Genomic DNA, 20,389 nt, shown 5'->3' with positions numbered 1-20,389 from the left:
TTTTGTAATTAAGAATTTTATGGAAGAAAATTATAAATTTATTTTTATTAGGCCAAATTACAATGAACTATGGTTGCAAAAAAAGCTCTATCTTCAATTACGAAGATAGAGCTTTTCTTAATTACACAACTGTATAAATTAGCCCACTTTAGCAAACTGTGCTCTGCTGCGCTGCCAGCCGACAAGCATAAGAGAGCCAATAATAAGAACAACGCCTCCCAGCCAGTATGGATAGCTCATATTCACATCGAACAGAATACCTGCAATGGATGGTCCAATAATATTGCCAAGACTCATAAATGCGTTGTTCAATCCAGCTACATAGCCTTGTTCATTGCCGGCCATCTTAGACAGCAGCGTATTGGCTGCTGGGCGGATGAGGGAAGTAGCGATAAAGAATAATAACGTTGTTGTGAAGATAACTGCATATTGCCCGACAAAAGTCATGCTGAACATACAGATGGCGGCAAGCATCAAGGAGCCGTGGATAACGCGTTGTTCTCCGAATTTTTCAACGAGTTTTCCGAATACAACGGCTTGAATAATAACCCCTGCCAGTGCTCCGAATGTAAAGATAAGCGAGATGTCTTGTGGTGTGAATCCATGCTTCACATCAACAAATAGTCCGAATACCGTTTCGAAGTTCATAAGACCAAATGTTAAGACGAACACGAGCAGTAACAGAACAAAGTAAGGCGCTTTGAATGAATTAATGATAAGTCCAACAATATTCTCGCGCTTTTGTTTCGTTGCCAGAGCGGCTATTTTTGCTTCTTGTGTTAATGTCTCCGGCAATATCGCAATCGAAATAAGTGTAGATAACCCAGCTAATGCTGCAGCCGTATAGAACGGTACGCGCATCCCGAAGTCAGCGAGATAACCACCGATACCGGGACCGATAACAATACCTAGCGACATCGCTGCCCCCAGCCATCCAAGACCTTTTGCGCGTTGATCTTCTGTCGTTACGTCAGCAATAAATGCTGTCATTGGCGGTGACATCAGACCTACACCTGCACCACCAAGTAGACGAGACAAGTAAAGTACCCACAAATCAGTGGTCACCGCAAATAGTAATTGTGAAATAGTGAAAAATGCCATACCGATAACAATCATTTTTTTACGGCCATATTTATCTGACCAATCTCCGCCGAGTGGGGAGAAAATGAACTGAGTAAGTCCAAATGCGGCCATAAGATAACCCATATCTTTGCCGGTAGCTCCGAATTCCGTAATAAACATTGGCATAAGCGGAATAATCATACCCATACCGACCATGGCGATGAACATATTGATCATCAAAATGAACAATGGGCCATTTGTTGTTTTCTTTTCGTTCACGTGTTGTTTCTCCTTAAAGTTTTAATTTTGAGCTAAGCTGGCATATATGAATATCCAACTGAGGGATGCTTCGCAAATTGTGCAGCATTCCTTTAATAAGGAAGCGGCGCGGTTGAATTTCAGTCAGTTCTTTTTCGATAAGAGCTAAAGATTGCTTGGCTTCGATCTTGAGATCTTCTTCCGCTTGGCAATCTGCAATAGTATCAGCCATTCGTTTAGTAATTTGCAATGGATGTACTGCTTCTTCTGCGGGGCATGTAACTTGAAATTCTTCCAGTAACAATTTTATCCCGAGTGGTTCAGGCTGCTCTTGCATAAGCTTTTCTGCCATATAGTCTAAATGTCGAATGAGATAGTGACTGATGTGAGAGATATCTAGTGTGCTTTTCTCGAATAATAAGTAGTTTGTGAAAATATGAATCATGCCACACAAGGTAAACGTGGTGTCAAAAGCATAGGGTTTAAAGTCAGGACCGTATATTTGGATGAGCCGCTTCTCTAGCCAGTTCAGGAATTCGGCTCGAAAACTTTTAAGGTAAGCGACGAGATCATCATTAATGACATCAGAACTTTCTTTGAACTGAAAGATAATAATTTCTCTATATTCCATGCTGTAATTCATATGCAGTTCCAACTGATGAATAAAGCGCTCTTTCTCGGAGGAGTAGGGTTCCTGGTCGGATTTGCAGAGCATATTCATATGAGATTGGGAGAATGACTGAAATATGCTGTACAGCAAGTCTTCCTTTGATTTGAAATGAGAATACAAACTTCCCTTAGCTATTTGGCATGTCTCCGCTATTTCTTGCATGGTCGTATTTCGATAGCCTTTATGAGCAAATAGCTTCATCGCTGTCTTGATGATATTGCATTTTTTATCTGCGATTACATCGATTGACACCTCAATACCTCCAAGTTATGACTAACTAGTTCTTATAATGACTTTATGGTCGAACCTCATTGTATAGAATACAATCTTTATTGTCAAATGGTAGATCATCGGAATAATGAGCTTGGTAAAAGCGATATTCTATGTAGAAAAAATAAAAGTTCCAACGGGCCGGAAAATGCTCGATCCATCGGAACTTGAACGGCTCGTTATAGTAGAGCGCAATGCATCCTATCGTTGATGAATAAAGTTAATTAATGAGCTGCTGAATGGTTCCTTGAGGAGGGAACACATATTGAAATGCGTATACGAGCTTCTCAAAGGCGCGCTTGCGAATCTGTCCATAAGCTACAGCGGTAATAGGAGGATCATAAACGAAGCTGTACACCTTCATATCCGTAACCTTGGCAGCTTTCATATACCGTTCTCGGATGAGCACCTGTTCGTCTGGCTCCAGCTCTGCGACGATCGTTTCAATTAATGTGCAAAATGCCAAGCACTCATTTGTCTTATCAATGTTATATACAGCTACAGCAGCTGTTGGATCCCCAACGCGATTGGTCGCACCATGGGCTCTCGCTTCGTATTGGGCCGTAATTTTCGTTTCACGTACGGCAAATTTCATCACTTTACACATTCTATATTTGCTAAATACATTCTCCATCATTGACTTCTTGTCCTTCGTTCCGAGCTTGTCCCATGCTTCAAGAGAGGGGATATCCCATTTCATCATCTGCGTAAAATCCTCCTTCAAATATCCGTTCTGATCTATGGAACACCGTGGGCAGGTATAACTATTATACCACAAAATAAGAACGAATGTTCTTATTTTTGAATTTATGCTCGGAATTTTGTAAATTTACTGTTCGTATTCAATCGATAGGTAGATGTGTAGGTGTTCGCCGCCTATTAATGAATAGTCACTTTTGATTTGCCGATAACCTTCGGTAACTAAAAACATCCTTATAGATGCTTTGTGTTGCAGCCCCATACCTTTTCCCCTATATAGATGAAGCTTTTCAATCGCCTATACAAAACTTTCAAAATCACATCAAAAAGCAATAAAAAAATGATGAAAAATAAATCAAAAACGAATAAACCAAACGTATGTTCGCCATTTTATAATGTTAATGTGGACATCGTGAGTCGAGAGGGAACAGCCAAGAACGCAATAAGCGTTACAAGCTATAGCGCCTCTGTTTCTGTTATCGATAGCGCCGCATATTCACTTCACAACAAGAAGGAGGGGATGAGCTTGATTGTGTATCGGGACATCGTACAGAAGTTGCTGGAACCAATGGCACTGGCTTTGCAGCTGCCTCTGCTGGATGTTACCCAAGTGAAGCCAGACAGCCCAACACCATGTATCACTTATGAAGTACCGAAGCCTTATGAGGATATGACTCCGCATACGGATCGGACAAAGGTGACGGTAGAAAAGGTTGTTGAGATGGAATGGCAGCTGCTGCTCATTGGACAAGATCGTTTGGATCTGATGCAGCGATGCCGAGAGCTGATGAGATGGCTTTGGTCAGAGGGGGAAGAGCAAGCGAAGCTTGTATCGGCTACCATCGTCAAGATGATGCCCCCTGAATGGAAGAAGGAGCCGATCCCGAGTTTAGCGCTGACGGTAAGACTCCGTATGAAAGACAGTTGGCAGCAAGCCAACTCCGTAAAGATTGACAAAATTAACATTCAAATGAAGGAGTGACTGAAACATGACATTACAAGACGTTCAAATTACGATTGACCTGCAAAAGCCGACAGGACGCTTGTCCTTTGCAACACCGTTGATTCTCGGTAAAAAGGCTGGCGGTGCTGCTTACAAAGAATACGCACATCTCGATGCGGTAAAAGCTGATTATGCAGACACAACGAAAGAATTTGCAATGGCAAAAGTGTTGTTCGATCAAGGCGAAAATGCACCGACGCAAATCGCAATTGCAGCCCGTGATGAGTTGGAAGATGCGGTGACTCGCTTGCAGACTCTTTTGGATGGCGGTTGGTACTACCTCTTGTCTACTGAAAATGATGCACCGACAGTAGAAGCGTTAGCGAAGGAACTAGAAAAGGAAGACTATCGTCTCTTCGTGACACGTATTTCAGACAAGGCGAAGCTTCAAGCATTGAAAACAGCAGGCTACACTCGCACAGTCGTGTTCTATCATACAGACGCTGCGGCTTATCCAGATGCGGCGCTAGTTGGTGCAGTAGGCTCTGCGGATGTTGGTTCTGTAACATGGAAATTTAAGCAATGCCAAGGGATTGCTCCATTGAAAATGACAAGCAACGAGTTGCTTGATATTCATCTTGGCGGCGCTATTACTTATGTAAATAAGCAAGGTCAACCTCGTACATCGGAAGGCAAGACTGTATCCGGTGAGTACATCGACGTCATTATGGCGCGTGACTATGTGCGTGCTCGCATGGAAGAACAAATTCAAAAGCTGCTGAATGAATCCGACAAAGTACCTTATACAAATGGCGGTATTGCTCAAATTGAGAGTACGGTCGTTAACGTGCTGCTTGAATCATTCGATATGGGCATTATTGCAGCAGATGAGAGCGGCGAAGCGCTCTTCGGTACGAAGTTCTTGCTTCGTGATGAAGTGGATCCACTTGATCGTGCAAGCCGTGAATACAAAGGCGGTTCGTTCTGGTTCGAGGTGGCAGGAGCGGTGCATCAAGTACGTGTGAGCGGTGTAATCCGTTTCTAAAGGATGTTCTTGAGTCGTACTAGCTTACAGCGTGAATGCTGACTAGTACGTAACATTTATTTTCATTTTTAAAATAAAGCTATAACTCTACTACTTATTAAAAGGAAAAAGGATGGTGCTAGTACATGTCTATTGGATTCTATGATGCGAAATCGGTAAACGTCATTATTAATGGTACTTATATTACAGGCTTTGGTGAAAATACATTCGTTTCTTGTGAAAAAGATGAAGAGCAGGCTGTTGCGCATGTAGGTGCGCGTGGTGAAGTAGCCTTGGCTCATAAAAACAATCCGCTTGGTTCCGTAAAGTTGACATTGATGTCCACTTCCCCGCAAGTAGGTATGCTAACGCGTCTAGCTCGCGACAAGAAAGTGTTCACGGTCTGGGTTGTATCTCATAACCAACCGCGTGAACGCATTGGCGGCACGAAGGCGGTTATTAAGAAATTGCCGGCGGCTGCATTTGCAGCTGAGCTGGAAGACCGCGAATTTGAAATTCAAGTGTTGGATTACACACATATCGTATCTTAATTAATGAGAGGAGCATGGAACGATGAGTAAACAAAAGACGGTTACGGTTCAAGAAGAAGAGTACGTACTTCAGCATCCGGGCGCTCGCGCCCTGATGCGTCTTTATGACACAGCTTTGAAGCCTGATGGAGGTTGGAAGCTGGAATCCTCGATGGATTTCTTCCTGAATCATGTGATTGTATCTCCGCGTTTGTCTTGGGACGGCCTTGAGGACAAGGTTGATCTGATGACACCGCTGTGGTTGGAATGTGCACGCTTCCTGGGGCTGGTCGAAACACCCTTGGAATCCGCAGCATCCGACGTATAAACGAGCCATCTCCGATAATCCGCTCCGTCAGCTGCTATGGCAAGTCGTCATCGGCAGTCGGGGCGGTGTTTCCTATGAGCAGGCGTGCGGCATGACGATTGAGGAACTATGCGAAGCCGCAGCCGCGCTCGAATGGATGTTGGGGAAAGGAGGGGGATAAATGGATGTAAATATTCAGCGGCAAAATACGCGTGAGCTGCAGGGAGTATCGAAGAGACTGGACACTCTCAATCAGGTGGGTGTATCCCTGATCAAGAAGATGGAAGCCCAAATCGAGCAATTCTCGAAATTGGAAACTGCATTAGCTAAAGCTGCCAAATCTTCTGGTTCTACTAGTGTTCAAGGAAATTCAAACAATGGAAAGCAAGGTCAGCCAGCTGCTAGCTCAACTTCTTCTGTAAGCAGCGCGAGCAGTTCGGGCTCAGACTCTAAGCCTGACAAAGAGTTATCTTTTCAGAGTCAGACTGGTTCCACGAATATGCTTAGCAAGTCTTTTCAGGACACACATACTTCAAGAAGCTTAGATGAAATTATCAAAGTAAAATTTGATAATGGCAATGATAAGCTTGTAGAAGAATTAAGCAAATTACGTGATGCCGAAACCAGAAGGCTCGGGGTTAGCGCAGATGTATTGCACAGAGCTCAATATATGCTCTTAGAATCTAAGAGAAGTCCTGATGACATTAAACAGATGTTACCTGCGCTTAATAATATGGCGGTTGCTAACCAAGTTGATCTAATGGAAGCGACGAGAGTGGGCGATAGAGTTTCCAGTTCGTATGGTATTCCAGCTGATCAAATGAACAGGTTGTCGGACATTATGACCTTCACAAAAGAAAGATCTAATATGTCACTCCAAGACTTGGGGGGGCAACTGGAATCCATTGCCCCTGAAGCAACGAAGGCGGGCGTACAGATCGAAGAATTAGCTTCAGCTATTCATGTACTGAATGGTCAAAAAATAGGTAATTCAAGCAGTATTTCAGCATTGAACTCAATTATGTCTGAAATGAGAAACCCCACTTCAGATAAGACGAAAAAACTATCTGAAAATGGAGGTTCAAACGACGTAACGAATGCACTTGACCAATTAAGTCAGCAGCTTAGTGGCCAAGGATTGGCAAAACAGAAAGAAACCGTATCCAGTATGTTCCCTAAGGCTGATGCTGAAGCTATACTTGCGCTGGTCAATAATAGAAGTAAGATATCTGACTTTGAAAAGCAGTATTATGCTACTGGTGGAAATTTAGCACAAAATCAAGTAGCGCCATTATCAGAAGGTTCAGTTGGTGCGATGAATGAACTCAAGAGTCAGGCTGCTCAAGCGCAAGATAATATTGTAAATGCAACTGCACCAATCATGAACGCATTATACAAAATAGCTTCTGGGCTTGTTAATTTCTTCAATCACATGCCTGGTTATGCCCAAGCGATTATCGCTTTTGGTGCTGCTGCAGTAGCTGGAACGGTTGGAATTGCTGCTTTGAGCTCCTCATTTAAAGAGGTAAGAACCCTTTTTACGAATCTTAAAAGTAGGTTCGGTAAGAAGGAAGATCAAGGAGCACAAGAAAACGAAGATAAAGACAAAAATGAAACTAAAAAAGATTGCAGTTGCTGTTGTTGTAAAGACGGAAATAAACAAAGTAGTGGCTCATCTACTGATGATCGGAAGCAAGATGGAAGAGATACTAAAGAAAAAGACAACAATGATAATAAAACCGATAAGAATGAAAGATCTAATAAAAACAAAACTACTAGGAAAACTAGAGGAAATGGGACGAAAGAAAGTAGGAGAAAGAAAAATAGAGACAAAAAAAATGCTAGAAAAGGTGAAAACAAAGGAAAAAATGCATCAAGTGCACAAAATGATTCATCAAATAACAACATTAACGATATTGCAAACAGTAAACCGAATGTTGATCCTTCATTAGCCGAGGCGACGGGTGATTCAGCCAATAAGTCCCCTGCTGGTAAAATGAAAGGTAAAGCAGCAATAATAGCAGGAGCAGTTGGTTTTGTTGGTGGTTCTACAGTATCTAATATGATAACGAGCGCTATTGATGAAAATCCAGAAGCAGCTGCTGCCGTAGAAACAGCTGCAACAGCGGCTACCGTGGCTGGAGCAATTCAAACTGTGCACAACGCAACAACCCAAGCGACTCAAACAGCTGCAACTCAGGCTGCTCAGACTGCTTCTACAGCATCGGTGCAGGCAAAGGCTGCAGCAGATACAGCTTCAACAGCTAAAAAGGCAAGTTGGGGTAAAAGCTTCGTTAATGGTGCTCGTGCTGTTAGTAAAGCGACCCGATTTTTACGATTCACACCAGCGGGTTTTCTTGGTGGCTTAGCATTAGATGCTGGCTTATGGGCTGCTGATAAATGGCTCTTTGGCGGAGATAAGGAAGAGAAGAAGCCTGAACCTCCTAAGCAACCGGCTGAACCAATACAAACAGCGGTTACAGCAGCATCTTCAACGACAACGACTTCGTTTAAACCTAATTCGGAGATAGTACAAGCCGGCGCAGTAGCCGTGCCAGTAGCCACATTAGCAGCTACGGCGGTTCCGCCAACAGCGGCAGTAGCAGGCACACCTATTCCTACAACCGTGCCTACAGTTCCGGCACCGATCGGAGCAGGTGGTGGAACTATGGATATTAACACAAGCAGCAACGTTGTAATGAATCTCAATGTTACGGGTTATGTTGATCAGAAAATGATTGAAGAGATTAAGCGGATTGCGAAAGAGCAGTACGATGCTTCATTCCGTTCATTTGAGCGTCATATTCTAGATAAAATGCCGAAACCAAAGCCACCAGCACCACCGATACAAGGAAAGGGAGGGGCGATGTCTTATTAAACAGCAATGGAGTAAATTAGGCGGCGTATCCCTTTTCGTTACATCGGAGGAACCGTCTTATTCAGTTCAAGTGAGTACTCACAATGTAGAAAAGGGCGGTACGATTACCGACCATATTCAACGAGAAGGCGTAACTTTAAATTTACAAGGCTTGCTCCTCGGTGATCAGGCACCACAATCTCGTTATCAGATCGTCAAAGCAATGGAAAAAGGTCAACTGCTGCAGTATTTTGGAAGAACGATGTTGACCAACTGTATTATTACGAGTTTTAGCACTTCCCACGATAACTCGATTAGTAATGGAATGAGCTTCTCGCTAACGTTGAAACAGATTCATATCGCAACAAAAAAGCGAATGAAGACTTCGAAGAAGTCCTCTAATAACCCCTCTACACAACAGAAGGGGGATGGAGGTAGCAAGCAAGTTACACATCCGCATAGTCCTTTTAACCATCTCGTGCGTAGGGGACAGACGTGGGAGACAATTGCTCAATATTATGGGTACAAACCGCATCAATTGAGAGAGTGGAATAAGCAGTATGCTCAAGTGCAGGAATGGGATAAAAAGTACAAGCAAGTGGAAGAAGGAATGGTGCTATCAATAGGAGCCCCAGTACCTAAGCCGCCTGCGAAGAAGTATAAGGGACCGAATCCGACAGTTGTCGGTGTACTTACTCATGAAGTAAAGCGCGGCGAAACTTGGGACACGATAGCGGCTATGTATGGGATATCATCCACGGTTCTGAAAGCTCGCAATCGATATTACTCTGAATATCGTTCTTTACAGCCAGGGATGATTTTGGGTATCGCGTAATGCGAAAGCTAGGTCATCTTTTTTGTTACACACATGCAAGAGAGGAGGTTCGGGATGGCGATATTGACTATCGAGAAAGAGCGGCTGCCCTATTCCTTTGATATGGATATGGGTACGAGAACGTACACATTCGATGTGCGGTATAACAATAAGCATGATTATTTTACGATGGATATTTCACAAGGAGGCACTCCTCTTGCATTGGGCGTTAAGCTCGTGTGGGGAGTGCCTTTGTTCGAGAGTATGGAAACGACTGATTTCCCGCTGGAAAGCATCGTGCCGTATGGCAGTGATCCAGAGGAATTGGTGAGCTGGGAGACACTGGGCAACTCTGTATTCCTGAATGTGGGGGATGAAAATGCAGTTATTGTATAAACGACAGTTGGAAGTCGTTATTGGTGGTAAAACATTCAAAAGTGAAGAGTTGACGATACGCGTCAGGGCAGAATTCGATGATGATGCTGAGCCTAACGAATCGACGATTGAAATTTACAATTTAACGAAGCAGACGATTTCAAGCTTTCGCAATGAGATGCCTGTCGTTGTACGTGCGGGATACGGCAATGATATAGGCACTATTTTGCAGGGGACAATTGTAGAAATTCGTACAACTCGTGAGCAGACTGATCGGCTTACAACGCTTCAAGTGAAAGATGTAGTAAAACGTAAAAAACAACCAGTTAAGCAGACGTATCGTCCGGGAACGAAAGCTAGCGTCATTTTACAAGATTTAATGGATAAAGATCATATTCTCCGTGGTCAAATGGTGCTGAGTGACGATTATACGTTTGCTAAAGGCTTTGTTGCTAATGGAGATGTGATGGAATCGATACGTCGAGTTGCTGCAGCCTGTGGGTCAACCACTTACTCCAGTCAGGGCAAACTGCATTTCAAGGCAGCAGGAAAGAAGAGAGCAGAAGCTCCGATTCTTATTGCGCCAGATACAGGCTTAATTGGCAGTCCCGAACGCTTCGAAGATGGAGATAAAAAGAAAGGGATCAAAATAACCTCTCTATTGAATCACCGTCTTCGCGCAGGTGTAAAGGTGAAACTGGAAAGCGAAGATTACAAAGGAATTTATGAAGTGAAACAGGGAATGCATCAAGCTTCGAATGACCAGTTCGTAACGGAGGTTGATTTGGTGACATGAGTGGCAAGGAGAGGAGGGAAAGCATATGGGGGCTAATCGAACAGTTGGCGCTTTGGAAGCTTGGCTCGATCATCGTTTGGGGGGCATGTCGCCTGCCCAGCTCGGATCGATTGTACAAATGAATGGTTCGACAGCTGATGTGGAATTGGAAGATGAAGAAGGACTTATTCGATATGAGCTGCCGCTTGTGGAGGTTCCTGGCTTGGTCTACGAGGCAGGCCAACGGGTGCTTGTTGTCTTTACGGAATCCAATCGCGGTGGTGGAGTCATTGCAGGGAAGGTGAGCGGCGGATGAAAACGTGGCTGCTGCAAGATGGCGACATTGTATTGGAACAAGGCAACGTAAAATGGGTGGAAGGACGAGAAGAACTTGCGCAAGCGGTTCGTGTGCGATTGGGCACAAGACTAGGAGAATCGTTTTTCACTCCAGAGATGGGGCTTAATCATGAGCTGCTAATAGGTCAGCCATTCGATGAGGATCAAATGCGGGAAATTGTACTGGAAGCGTTAGCTGATGAAGAGCGTATCTCGTCTGTAGATGAAATTAATATTCAGTATGACAAGGCAAGTCGAACAGCCGACATACATGTCGTCATGACAAGTATAGAAGGAGAGGAGGTCGAGGTCGATGTTAACAGCAGCGGGTTTGAAGCGTAAGACGTACAACGATATTTATGAAGAAATGGTAGGTGAGCTGACTACTCGGCTTGGTGAGGATGTCAACACTTCGGAAACGTCCCCGCTCGGGATGATGATGCAAATATTTGCTTGGCATTTATCTGTGTTATGGGAAGATGTCGAGCAGGTGTACCATGAATCATACATTCAATATGCAACCGGAGTGCAGTTGGATGCGCTAGCAGTATTCTACGGATTACAACGGAAGCTTGAGACACCAGCGACAGGTGTTGTTACCTTTAAAGGAACACCAACCTATACGATTCCAGCGGGATTCAGTGTGGGAACGAAGTCAGAAATATGGTTTACAACAACAGCTCCATGTACGCTCGATGCTCAAGGGAAAGGGACGGTGCCAGTTGTTTCTGTAGGGCTAGGATCCTCAGGCAATGTGCCTGCAGCTTCGATTACGGAGATATTGAATCCTGTGAAGGAAGTTACTTCGGTAACGAATGAAGCGGGTACAGCAGATGGCCGTGAGCGGGAAAATGACATCGAATTCCGTGACAGGTTACGAGCTGCACGTGACGGAAGCCATGCTGCAACAATCGATGCAATCGTATCTTCGCTATTGCAGCTGCCTGATGTACGTTCGGCGTCGGTGCGAGTTAACGACACGATGCAGACGGATACGGAGGGGATTCCAGCAAAGTCGATTCGCGCTTATGTATATGGTGGTCAATCTGAACAGATTGCGAAAACGATTTTTGATAAGAAGGCTGCGGGTATTGGTACAGACGGCAACGAGGTTGTCAAAGTGAAGGACGTTAGTGGGAGCGAGCATTCGATTCGCTTCAACCGTATGCAGTTGCTAGATGTTCACGTAGATGTGAATGTATCTGTCAACGCGCAGTTTGCTGCGCAAGGTGCGGATGCTATTCGTACGGCGATTGCTCAGTATGTCGGTGGGGTTGGTGCGGACCAACAGGATTACTCCGGCTTGCCGCAAGGTTCGCGCATTGTATACAGCCGTTTGTTGTCAGCTGTTCAGCAGGTAACTGGAGTCGAAGAGGTCGTGGGCTTGAAAATTAAGCTAGGTACAGAGCCTTTAGTATCTGACAATGTGAGCATTCCACTCTATCATGTAGCGCGGGTAGCGCCGGAGCGCATTAAGGTGGCGGTTACTCATGTTTAAGAAGCTGCCTGACGTTATGTCGCTACTGCCGGATGTCATTGCGAAGGATGGCAGTCGATTTGGTGCTCTGGTTGAAGTATGGCTGAAGCAAATGAACGATATTGCTGAGACGGTGCGTGTAATGTCGGAGTGGAAGTCAATTGATAAGGCAGAAGGCTCAACATTAGATGAAATCGGCGGCAATGTAGGTCAGCCGCGTGGACAAGCAACTGATGAAGTATATCGAATGCTGCTGCGCTCCAAGCTTGCGCGTATGAATGCAAACGGCAGCTTGGACTCGGTTATTCAAGTGCTCGCGCTGGCGCTCCAGGCTGAGCCGCATGAGTTTCGTTTGTCTGAGCAGCATAGCGATCCTGTTCAACCAGAACCTGCGGCGGTGCATGTGTCGTCCGTGCCGTATGAGAAGCTTAATAGCGCGGGTTTGAGTCCTGTGCAATTTATTACGCTTGTTGAGCGTCTTGTTGCGGCAGGTGTTCGTGTTAGCCAAGTGGAGCTGACAGGAACGTTCGCGCTTGCTTCCCTAGCTGATCGACTGGAAGTTAGTGAGCATGGTCTTGCGGACGAAGCGATGACACAAGGTGGTTCGCTTGGCGACCTTTATGTGCCTGGAGATGATTATAAGTTGCCAATCTAGAAGAACGAGTGCTAACGGTATTCGTTCTTTTATTTATTGAAGTGATGAGAACTGTAAAGAGAACTTACTTCTGAAGAAATGAGTAAGGAGATTCTCTTAATCAATTCAATTATAAAGAAACAATCTAACAAGAGGTGAACATATATGGCTTTTGAGAAACAGCTTCCCGAATGGAAAGAAAAAGGAATGAAGCCCCCGCAAAATAAGCTGGATGAAGGCTGGAAGGCGCAGGATAAACCGCCTGCTGCGTGGCTCAATTGGCAGATGAATTCGACGTATGAGGCGTTGAATGAACTTCAGCAGCATGCAGTTGATGGGCGAGATGTCAGTGCTGTACCTTCGGCTAATAGCATCGTTCGTTTAGATGGAGAAGGTCATTTGAATGAGCAGGCTCTTGCAAACGCGAAAAGTAAGGCTATTCAGTTTAAGCCCGGTGTCCAGGTGATTGAGTCTGATATAGATACATCTTTAAAAGTTGAAAGCATTACAGGAAGAACGCTTGTTAATTTGTTCGGAAGTAATGGAGATATGAAAAATATAAGTTGGCTGCGTCCATATGATGCACGTATATCAATAGATACAACTGTTGCGGATACAGGCGGGCATTGTTTGAAGATTATAGCTGGTAATGATGCAGCACAAGTTACAAAAGGCGGCGTCGCCTATGTGGCTGACATGCCGTTTAAAAGCGGTAAAAACTACGTTGCTATTGCACGAATAAAAAATGGTACGGGTATTCATGCATATATGAATATTCCTGGACATGACGCAACTTCTAAGTTGATATTAAATAGAGATCGCTTCGAAATTGTATGGCTCAAATTCAGGCCTACGTTTGATACAACAACTAACTTTGATATTGTAGTTAACGGTACTAATGGAGTAAATGCATACTGCGATTCCATGAGGATGTACGAGATTTCAGATGAGGAATTTGCGGCATTGGACGGTTTGTCCTCTGATGACATAGCCGAGCGCTACCCGTACGTCGACGGCATGACCAACGTAACCAACCCGTATGTCATTGTGAAGAGCGAAAATTTATTGCCGCCGTTTACGGACTGGGGCAATATGCACGCAGGGATCAAGCTCATTAGTGAGCTATTTTCGTTTACGATGAAGACAGCGGCAAAGGATGAAGCGTCCGTGTACATGCCTGCTAAGGTAGGTGATACCTATACGTTAAGCGCGACACACTCAGGACGTATTGGTGTCAACGCCTGGGATGCTATGGGAAACACTATCGGGACGGAGTCGGTTGTCCCCTACACGTCAGCACAAACTGTTACTTTTACGTTGCCCGTAGGAACCGTTCAAATGAGCGTTCATTTCGGTAACGTAATAGGGGAGGGTGTCAATGACTACCTAAAGTCATGCGATTTCAAAAATCCGCTGCTCACCATCGGCAGCACGCCAATCCCTTTCCAGCCGCAGAAGCGTAGTATGTGGGCTGTTGAGGCGCAACTTGCGGCTAATCCTATAACGGGTGCTGCTGCTGATGTGCTGTATACGGGAGATGACGGAATTCCGTATGTTCTAGAAAAATGGGAAAAGGTTACGTTGGACGCTAGTATAACGTACAGACACGCTGACACGGGTGCAGGTTATAAAACCATATTCACAGAATCACTGAATCCTACAAAGAAGGATACCGCTTTCGTTACAAAGTATGACGGTAAGATGCTGCACCGTAAGTTGCAGGGGGAAATGATTACAGCGGCTGATGAGCATGTATTGACTGATGCTGCCGACCCAAACGCTAACATTTTAGTATTCAGTGTATCAAATTCGGACAGCGGATGGGGCGACGCCTACACGCCGACAACGGACGAGATCAAAGCGTATTTTGACGGATGGAAGATGTACGCGAGCAACGGGAGTCCTACACTGCCATATAATCGTACAGATGGAACTTTAAAGATGTGGTGTTATAGGCACCCCAAAGGAGCTGATGGACTTGCCGGGGGGACTTCCACGGTACCAGCAGAACAGGCGCCTATAAATGAGTTATGGACGCCTTACCGTCTACAATACCTCAAAGCGTTACCTTCGGTAGTTCCAGTCGAAAATTACGAGACGGGTGCAGTACTTGCGGCAGGCTCCAACGTGGTCGAGGTGGGCAGCGGTATTGTAATTCGTGAGAAGGCACAATTTACGAAAGGAACGGCAGGAGAAAACGCGTACTATTGGAACTCGAAAGCTTACGCAACAACGTCACGGCATCCCGTAGCGCATATTTGGCATGTCTATGCTAATAGTACAAGCGTGAGGGGGTTTGTTCGCTCAGCGAACTCCGACGCGCACGGAATGGAACGTGCGGCTATTTGGGCTGCGGAATACGATCCTACATCGACCTACTCCGCAACCTATACGATGCTTGTGCCCACAATTGCTGCAACAATCAACGTCAAAGCAGCGGCAAACATTCGCGGCACAGTAGCGGAATTGGTTGGCCACGTTGGAGACGTTGAGCGCCGGTTAACTGTTGTGGAGACGCAGAGTGATAATAAAAAGTCGCATTGGATTAAGTTGACATCGCTTAATGGTTGGGTGAACAATGCAGGATTCGAAGCTGCCTATCGTAGGGAAAAGAATACAGTTTATGTTATAGGTGGTTTGGCCTTGGGAACAACAGCTAAGGAAACCTCTTTATTGAAAATCCCACGCGTAGACGCACCAGATAAAAGAACGAGTGTCAGTGCCGTTACTTTCGATATAAACGCAGTTAACACAAAAGCTGTACAATTAATCCTTGAAACAAACGGAAATTTGTATATAGACTCATCTAGCGGTACTGCTGGACAGTTCATACATTTTAACTTCAGTTATATAAGTGAGGTGAAAATATGAAAGAAGCATTTATAATCGACCTACAAGGTAAATATATCGAACCAACGCTTGTCATGGAATCCGTGGCAGGCGTTTTTGATATCGTCGAAACGGTAACATCCGTCGATGGTCAAGCACAACAGCCTAAGTCCAACCAGCCGAATACAAAAGTAACCGGCTATACGGTAGCCATCCCAATGCCAGAGGGACTCTATGAGCCGCAATTCGACGTTGCTGGTTACCGAGCTGCCATAAAGCTCGACCCAACTACGAATGGTTCGGAATTCTGGAAGAATGGACTAACTCAAGCAGAAATCGAAGCACTCAAACCAAAGCTACAGCCTAACCCAATCGAGACACTTGGGCAGCAGTTAGTGGCCCGAGAACTGGAAGTCATGGAACTCAGAAATCAGAACGCTTCCCAAGGTGCAGCGCTAGTTGCACTGGAACTGCGATTATTAAATCTAGAAGGAGTGGGTACGAATGTTTAAAACAGATTATGAGCGTATTAAGTATTACTACAATTGCGGTTGGGCAACAACGGAGCAGCTTAAGCTCTATGTAAAATATAACGTCATTACAGATACAGAAATGCAAAAAATGATTAGCAAAACGGCACAGTAAAGCGCCATGCACATAGCATGAGCGCTATTTTTATACCCTCGGTTGAATTTGAGAAGCAGCAGGCAGGGATGAGTGTAGGAGGGGAATCCAATTCATGAATAATAAGATTTAAAACTTTCAGAACTCACTCCTGCCATGCTTCTCGTAATCTCTACCCGAGGGCAATTCACTTAAAGGGGGGCAGCAAGCCTATGAATGACTATACTAAATTATTGGCCGACTTTGTCGGCATTAAGACAACAGAACAAGTGGCTGCAACGGTGACTTTCGGGGCGTTTGGAACAATGGCAGCCTTTATGTTCGGCGGATGGCCGACATTAATGCGGGTGCTACTCATGATGATCATTATCGATTATGTTACCGGAATTATCGCAGCAGGCGTAACAGGGACTTTGCGCAGTCGAGTTGGGTTGGTTGGGATATCGCGTAAAATTTTTATTTTTCTTATTATCGCCATCGCTCATCAAGTGGATCTTGTATTGGGAGATCAGCATATGCTGCGCGATGCGACGATTTTCTTCTATATGGCGAATGAGCTGCTATCTATTATCGAAAATGCAGGACGGATGGGTGTTCCAATTCCATCAACAATTAAAAAAGCAATTGAAATATTGCACGAAAAAGGGGGGAGATGACGATGACGTACAGCGTTAAACAGCGGCTGCTGCTGCAAGAGGCACCAAATAAACCAAAGCGAGCAATGAAGCCGCTCTATATTACGATTCATAATACAGATAACACAGATCATGCCGCGACTGCCGATGCGCATGCTCGTTACTTGCTCAATGGTAGCGGCGGAGCGAAGAAAAGCTGGCATTATACGGTTGATGATCACGAAATTATTCAGCATCTTGAAGATAATGAACAAGGCTGGCATGCGGGTGATGGAAAAGGCTTGGGCAACACCATGTCCATTGGGATTGAAATTTGCATGTACGAGGGTATGAATGAAATGTTGGCTTGGCGACAAGCTTCGTGGCTTGTTGCTTATTTAATGAAGAAACACAATATTCCACTTAGCCGAATTGTGCCGCATCGCCATTGGAGCGGAAAAGGCTGTCCATCCCGATTGCTGCCTCATTGGCAAACGTTTACCCGCATGATTGAGCGCGTATTGGCGGATATGAAGGATGCTAGTTCAAAGGGAACGGTGGACAAGCCATCTCAGGCAAGCCAAGTACCTGTAAATGTGAAGCTATCCGAAGGCGAGACATCTGCTCTGGAAGGACACTTAGTGAATGGACACGTCTATGTGCCGCTACGCGACATCGCGGAAGCATTGCAGCTCAAATTGCTGTGGGACAATACAAACAAGCGGGCGACCTTATCTAAATAGGGGTGGTCGCGCGGCTAACCACCTCTTACAACTGGGACTTAGAAATCGCGCTAACGGTTGCTGTAGAGCCTATTCAGCGTATATGGATGTATTTTGAATGATAAAGGGCGTCACAGAGCTTATTCTTCAAATAAAGCTAGTTCATTGACCAAAAATGCTAAAATAAGCTCGCCTACAACCGTTACATTTCTATACTAGGTGATTTCGTGAAAATAACGTCTGTGGCACTCGTTAGAGGAGCCGCATAAAGATGAAGCTGCAAAAGATCCCCTTCCCCTGCGCTGAAGAATCGCAGCCTACCAGTACATCCGAAAGTTATTTGTATATACAGACTTGAATATCGGGGTGTATTCCATTGTGTATTGAAACATTTCACCTCTGCAAGTATCTTCCTTCCTTTTATAATTATATGGCGCTGTTGCTCGCTTTCTTGTAATATGGGTAAAATGAACGCATAACCACCAGCAAGCAGATAGGAGCATCAGAAAAAATGACCGTCAATGGACAAGTGAACGGGCAACAGCGTCAGCATATCCGTGCAGGACTAGATGTCGATATCGTTCTGAAACAAGATCAGCGTACAGGTAAGACGACGCGCGGAATCGTCAAGGATATATTAACGAACTCGCCGTTCCACCCTCACGGTATTAAAGTGAGATTGCACAGCGGTCAGGTGGGACGGGTGAAGCATATACATGTTTCTCCTTAAGACAGCGGCCATGCCTAAAAATGAACCGACAACAAAAGGGAGATGAACGACCTGAAAGGTTTCGAAGCTTATAACTTAGACCCAGCGATATTGCAATATTTGAAGCAAAACGGAATTGATACACCTACACCTGTGCAGCAGCAGGCTATTCCAGTCATGATGAAAGGCCAAGACGTCATGGCGGAAGCAGAAACAGGAACAGGTAAGACGTTGGCATTTCTTTTGCCGATTGTACAAAAGGCGAAGCCTGATCAAGCACGTGTACAAGCACTAATCGTTGCGCCTACACGCGAGTTGGCACTTCAAATTACAGACGAAGCACGCAAATTGGCAGCTACTCGTGGCATTTCCGTATTGGCAGTGTATGGCGGCCAAGACGTAATGAAGCAAATCCACAAGCTAAGCGGTAGAACACCGCAGTTGATCATCGCGACACCTGGACGTCTGAACGATCATATTCGTCGTGGGACGATCAATTTATCTCAGATCGATACTCTTGTACTCGATGAAGCTGATCAAATGCTTCATATGGGCTTCTTGCCTGAAGTAGAGGAAATCATGGAACAATTGCCATACAAGCGTCAGACACTCATGTTGTCTGCAACGATGGCGGATTCAGTAAGACGTTTGGGGAATCGCTATTTGAAAGATCCTGCTAACGTTCGTATTGAATCACGCAAAGTAATGGTGGATCATATTAAGCAAATGATCATTGAGACGACGGATCGTGCGAAACAAGATGATTTATTCCAGCAGCTTGATGAGCAGAACCCGTTCCAAGCGGTTATCTTCTGTCGTACGAAGCGTCGTGCATCTGCTTTAAATGAAGCATTGTTAGAGGCTGGCTATAATTCAGATGAGCTGCATGGCGATTTGTCTCAGTTGAAGCGTGAGCAAGTAATGAAACGTTTCCGAGATACAAAGCTCCAATTCCTCATTGCAACAGATGTTGCAGCACGCGGCTTGGATGTGGAAGGTGTCACGCACGTATTCAACTACGATATTCCGCAAGACGCGGAAAGCTACGTTCACCGTATTGGCCGTACAGGCCGTGCGGGTGCGAAGGGTGTCGCAATTACATTTGTTACTGCGAAAGACCGTCCGTACTTGCTGCAAATTCAGAGAGTACCGGGCTTCCGTATTGATAATGCGCTAGGAGCTGGGAAGTCTAAAGGCGGAAAATCTGATCGTTATAAGGAATCTGCTTCATCTGGCAAACGCACGGCAAGACGCGGCGCAGGTAGAAATGAGTCCGGGGCAGAGCGGAAGTTTTCTTCTCGCGGTGAAGATGCAGGACGCAAGCGCAGTGGTCGTGGAACGGGAGCTGCAGGACATGCGGAACGTTCTGGCAGCAGAACGGAGTCTGCAAGCAGAGAAGAGCGTTTTGGCCGTGGAGGAGCATCTGCACGTGGTGAGAAGCGCACTAGTTCTCGCGGAGAAGCATCCCGTGGAGAGAAACGCAACATCCGTGGTGGACAAGCAGATAGCGGATTTGGTAATCGCGGGCGCAGTGGTAAGCCAGCTCAGGCGGATAATCGTGCATCTGGCAGAAGCAATGACTCTGGTCGTCGCGGCGGCGGGCGTGCATCTGGTGGTGCAGGGGCATCCCATCAAGGCCAAGGTGGCAAGCAGCGTTCTGGCGGAGCTGGTCGCTCTGGTGGCAGAGGCAGACGTTAAGCTTAGCCAGGAAACACACCTTGTAACTAACCATTTTAGAATCGCTATGTAACTTGGAAAGCAATCCTATAAGATGAAAAAAGCTCTGATTGAGCTTACTAGGGATTGTTATAAAGCCGAAACTAACTAAATAACATCTATTTACAGCGCTGTCGTTATGGG

At 45.3% G+C, this 20,389-nt stretch carries 22 protein-coding genes; 19 read left to right on the top strand and 3 right to left on the bottom strand.

Annotated elements, in window-relative coordinates; all coding sequences use genetic code 11:
- Window positions 1-138: 138 nt before the first annotated feature.
- The 3 genes from NQ117_RS10920 to NQ117_RS10910 all read right to left on the bottom strand — a co-directional run bounded on the left by NQ117_RS10920 (window position 139) and on the right by NQ117_RS10910 (window position 2,963).
- Window positions 139-1,341, bottom strand: a complete 1,203-nt coding sequence (locus NQ117_RS10920) for an MFS transporter (protein ID WP_258277963.1) — start codon at window positions 1,339-1,341, stop codon at window positions 139-141.
- Between the two features lie 13 nt (window positions 1,342-1,354).
- Window positions 1,355-2,242: a TetR/AcrR family transcriptional regulator gene (locus NQ117_RS10915; RefSeq protein WP_258277962.1), complete on the bottom strand. Its 888-nt coding sequence runs from the start codon at window positions 2,240-2,242 to the stop codon at window positions 1,355-1,357.
- A 238-nt stretch (window positions 2,243-2,480) separates the two neighbouring features.
- Complete coding sequence (locus tag NQ117_RS10910; RefSeq protein ID WP_258277961.1) at window positions 2,481-2,963, bottom strand: ArpU family transcriptional regulator; 483 nt, start codon at window positions 2,961-2,963, stop codon at window positions 2,481-2,483.
- Between the two features lie 528 nt (window positions 2,964-3,491).
- On the opposite strand from NQ117_RS10910, the gene NQ117_RS10905 reads away from it, so the two are divergent.
- From NQ117_RS10905 to NQ117_RS10815, 19 genes are all read left to right on the top strand, one after another.
- Window positions 3,492-3,941 carry a phage neck terminator protein gene (locus NQ117_RS10905; RefSeq protein WP_375163062.1) on the top strand — a complete coding sequence of 150 codons (450 nt, stop codon included), beginning with the start codon at window positions 3,492-3,494 and terminating at the stop codon, window positions 3,939-3,941.
- A gap of 7 nt (window positions 3,942-3,948) precedes the next feature.
- On the top strand, window positions 3,949-4,947 hold the full coding sequence (locus tag NQ117_RS10900; protein WP_258277958.1) for a DUF3383 domain-containing protein: 999 nt from the start codon (window positions 3,949-3,951) through the stop codon (window positions 4,945-4,947).
- Between the two features lie 125 nt (window positions 4,948-5,072).
- The gene (locus NQ117_RS10895) at window positions 5,073-5,477 is read left to right on the top strand and encodes a phage structural protein (protein ID WP_258277957.1); all 405 of its coding nucleotides are present in this window, start codon (window positions 5,073-5,075) and stop codon (window positions 5,475-5,477) included.
- Between the two features lie 22 nt (window positions 5,478-5,499).
- Window positions 5,500-5,784: a hypothetical protein gene (locus NQ117_RS10890; protein WP_028593344.1), complete on the top strand. Its 285-nt coding sequence runs from the start codon at window positions 5,500-5,502 to the stop codon at window positions 5,782-5,784.
- 160 nt (window positions 5,785-5,944) lie between these two features.
- Entirely contained in the window at window positions 5,945-8,641 is a 2,697-nt protein-coding gene (locus NQ117_RS10885; RefSeq protein WP_258277956.1) for a phage tail tape measure protein, read from the top strand.
- Window positions 8,637-9,455, top strand: a complete 819-nt coding sequence (locus tag NQ117_RS10880) for a LysM peptidoglycan-binding domain-containing protein (RefSeq protein WP_483874616.1) — start codon at window positions 8,637-8,639, stop codon at window positions 9,453-9,455. Before NQ117_RS10885 ends, NQ117_RS10880 begins: the two co-directional genes overlap by 5 nt.
- A gap of 54 nt (window positions 9,456-9,509) precedes the next feature.
- Window positions 9,510-9,830, top strand: a complete 321-nt coding sequence (locus tag NQ117_RS10875; RefSeq protein WP_258277954.1) for a phage baseplate plug family protein — start codon at window positions 9,510-9,512, stop codon at window positions 9,828-9,830.
- The gene (locus tag NQ117_RS10870) at window positions 9,814-10,605 is read left to right on the top strand and encodes a phage protein (RefSeq protein WP_258277953.1); all 792 of its coding nucleotides are present in this window, start codon (window positions 9,814-9,816) and stop codon (window positions 10,603-10,605) included. The genes NQ117_RS10875 and NQ117_RS10870 overlap by 17 nt, the downstream gene beginning before the upstream one ends.
- 25 nt (window positions 10,606-10,630) lie before the next feature.
- Entirely contained in the window at window positions 10,631-10,900 is a 270-nt protein-coding gene (locus tag NQ117_RS10865; protein WP_258277952.1) for a hypothetical protein, read from the top strand.
- The gene (locus tag NQ117_RS10860; protein WP_258277951.1) at window positions 10,897-11,262 is read left to right on the top strand and encodes a DUF2634 domain-containing protein; all 366 of its coding nucleotides are present in this window, start codon (window positions 10,897-10,899) and stop codon (window positions 11,260-11,262) included. Before NQ117_RS10865 ends, NQ117_RS10860 begins: the two co-directional genes overlap by 4 nt.
- Window positions 11,234-12,418 carry a baseplate J/gp47 family protein gene (locus tag NQ117_RS10855; protein WP_258277950.1) on the top strand — a complete coding sequence of 395 codons (1,185 nt, stop codon included), beginning with the start codon at window positions 11,234-11,236 and terminating at the stop codon, window positions 12,416-12,418. Before NQ117_RS10860 ends, NQ117_RS10855 begins: the two co-directional genes overlap by 29 nt.
- Window positions 12,411-13,052 carry a DUF2612 domain-containing protein gene (locus NQ117_RS10850; protein WP_258277949.1) on the top strand — a complete coding sequence of 214 codons (642 nt, stop codon included), beginning with the start codon at window positions 12,411-12,413 and terminating at the stop codon, window positions 13,050-13,052. The genes NQ117_RS10855 and NQ117_RS10850 overlap by 8 nt, the downstream gene beginning before the upstream one ends.
- Window positions 13,053-13,196: 144 nt before the next feature.
- Window positions 13,197-15,902: a hypothetical protein gene (locus tag NQ117_RS10845; RefSeq protein ID WP_258277948.1), complete on the top strand. Its 2,706-nt coding sequence runs from the start codon at window positions 13,197-13,199 to the stop codon at window positions 15,900-15,902.
- Window positions 15,899-16,372, top strand: coding sequence for a hypothetical protein (locus NQ117_RS10840; RefSeq protein ID WP_258277947.1), 474 nt, complete (start codon window positions 15,899-15,901; stop codon window positions 16,370-16,372). Before NQ117_RS10845 ends, NQ117_RS10840 begins: the two co-directional genes overlap by 4 nt.
- A complete protein-coding gene (locus NQ117_RS10835) occupies window positions 16,365-16,505 on the top strand; it encodes an XkdX family protein (protein ID WP_258277946.1) in 141 nt (46 codons plus the stop codon). Before NQ117_RS10840 ends, NQ117_RS10835 begins: the two co-directional genes overlap by 8 nt.
- A gap of 284 nt (window positions 16,506-16,789) precedes the next feature.
- The gene (locus NQ117_RS10830) at window positions 16,790-17,140 is read left to right on the top strand and encodes a phage holin family protein (RefSeq protein WP_258278232.1); all 351 of its coding nucleotides are present in this window, start codon (window positions 16,790-16,792) and stop codon (window positions 17,138-17,140) included.
- 2 nt (window positions 17,141-17,142) lie between these two features.
- Window positions 17,143-17,841, top strand: a complete 699-nt coding sequence (locus tag NQ117_RS10825; protein ID WP_258277945.1) for an N-acetylmuramoyl-L-alanine amidase — start codon at window positions 17,143-17,145, stop codon at window positions 17,839-17,841.
- Between the two features lie 508 nt (window positions 17,842-18,349).
- Entirely contained in the window at window positions 18,350-18,550 is a 201-nt protein-coding gene (locus NQ117_RS10820; RefSeq protein WP_144991618.1) for a YwbE family protein, read from the top strand.
- A 42-nt stretch (window positions 18,551-18,592) separates the two neighbouring features.
- Window positions 18,593-20,227, top strand: coding sequence for a DEAD/DEAH box helicase (locus tag NQ117_RS10815; protein ID WP_258277944.1), 1,635 nt, complete (start codon window positions 18,593-18,595; stop codon window positions 20,225-20,227).
- Window positions 20,228-20,389: the final 162 nt, after the last annotated feature.

Source organism: Paenibacillus sp. SC116 (assembly GCF_024733555.1).
Taxonomy (GTDB): Bacteria; Bacillota; Bacilli; order Paenibacillales; family Paenibacillaceae; genus Paenibacillus_B.
This window is presented reverse-complemented; position numbering and strand designations above follow the sequence as displayed.

Coding starts and splice junctions, on each gene's coding strand:
- NQ117_RS10845 (WP_258277948.1), top strand. CDS start 13,197: ATGGCTTTTGAGAAACAGCTTCCCGAATGGAAAGAAAAAGGAATGAAG.
- NQ117_RS10890 (WP_028593344.1), top strand. CDS start 5,500: ATGAGTAAACAAAAGACGGTTACGGTTCAAGAAGAAGAGTACGTACTT.
- NQ117_RS10910 (WP_258277961.1), bottom strand. CDS start 2,963: ATGATGAAATGGGATATCCCCTCTCTTGAAGCATGGGACAAGCTCGGA.
- NQ117_RS10870 (WP_258277953.1), top strand. CDS start 9,814: ATGCAGTTATTGTATAAACGACAGTTGGAAGTCGTTATTGGTGGTAAA.
- NQ117_RS10900 (WP_258277958.1), top strand. CDS start 3,949: ATGACATTACAAGACGTTCAAATTACGATTGACCTGCAAAAGCCGACA.
- NQ117_RS10815 (WP_258277944.1), top strand. CDS start 18,593: ATGAACGACCTGAAAGGTTTCGAAGCTTATAACTTAGACCCAGCGATA.
- NQ117_RS10850 (WP_258277949.1), top strand. CDS start 12,411: ATGTTTAAGAAGCTGCCTGACGTTATGTCGCTACTGCCGGATGTCATT.
- NQ117_RS10840 (WP_258277947.1), top strand. CDS start 15,899: ATGAAAGAAGCATTTATAATCGACCTACAAGGTAAATATATCGAACCA.
- NQ117_RS10875 (WP_258277954.1), top strand. CDS start 9,510: ATGGCGATATTGACTATCGAGAAAGAGCGGCTGCCCTATTCCTTTGAT.
- NQ117_RS10825 (WP_258277945.1), top strand. CDS start 17,143: ATGACGTACAGCGTTAAACAGCGGCTGCTGCTGCAAGAGGCACCAAAT.
- NQ117_RS10895 (WP_258277957.1), top strand. CDS start 5,073: ATGTCTATTGGATTCTATGATGCGAAATCGGTAAACGTCATTATTAAT.
- NQ117_RS10865 (WP_258277952.1), top strand. CDS start 10,631: ATGGGGGCTAATCGAACAGTTGGCGCTTTGGAAGCTTGGCTCGATCAT.
- NQ117_RS10830 (WP_258278232.1), top strand. CDS start 16,790: ATGGCAGCCTTTATGTTCGGCGGATGGCCGACATTAATGCGGGTGCTA.
- NQ117_RS10855 (WP_258277950.1), top strand. CDS start 11,234: ATGTTAACAGCAGCGGGTTTGAAGCGTAAGACGTACAACGATATTTAT.
- NQ117_RS10860 (WP_258277951.1), top strand. CDS start 10,897: ATGAAAACGTGGCTGCTGCAAGATGGCGACATTGTATTGGAACAAGGC.
- NQ117_RS10835 (WP_258277946.1), top strand. CDS start 16,365: ATGTTTAAAACAGATTATGAGCGTATTAAGTATTACTACAATTGCGGT.
- NQ117_RS10885 (WP_258277956.1), top strand. CDS start 5,945: ATGGATGTAAATATTCAGCGGCAAAATACGCGTGAGCTGCAGGGAGTA.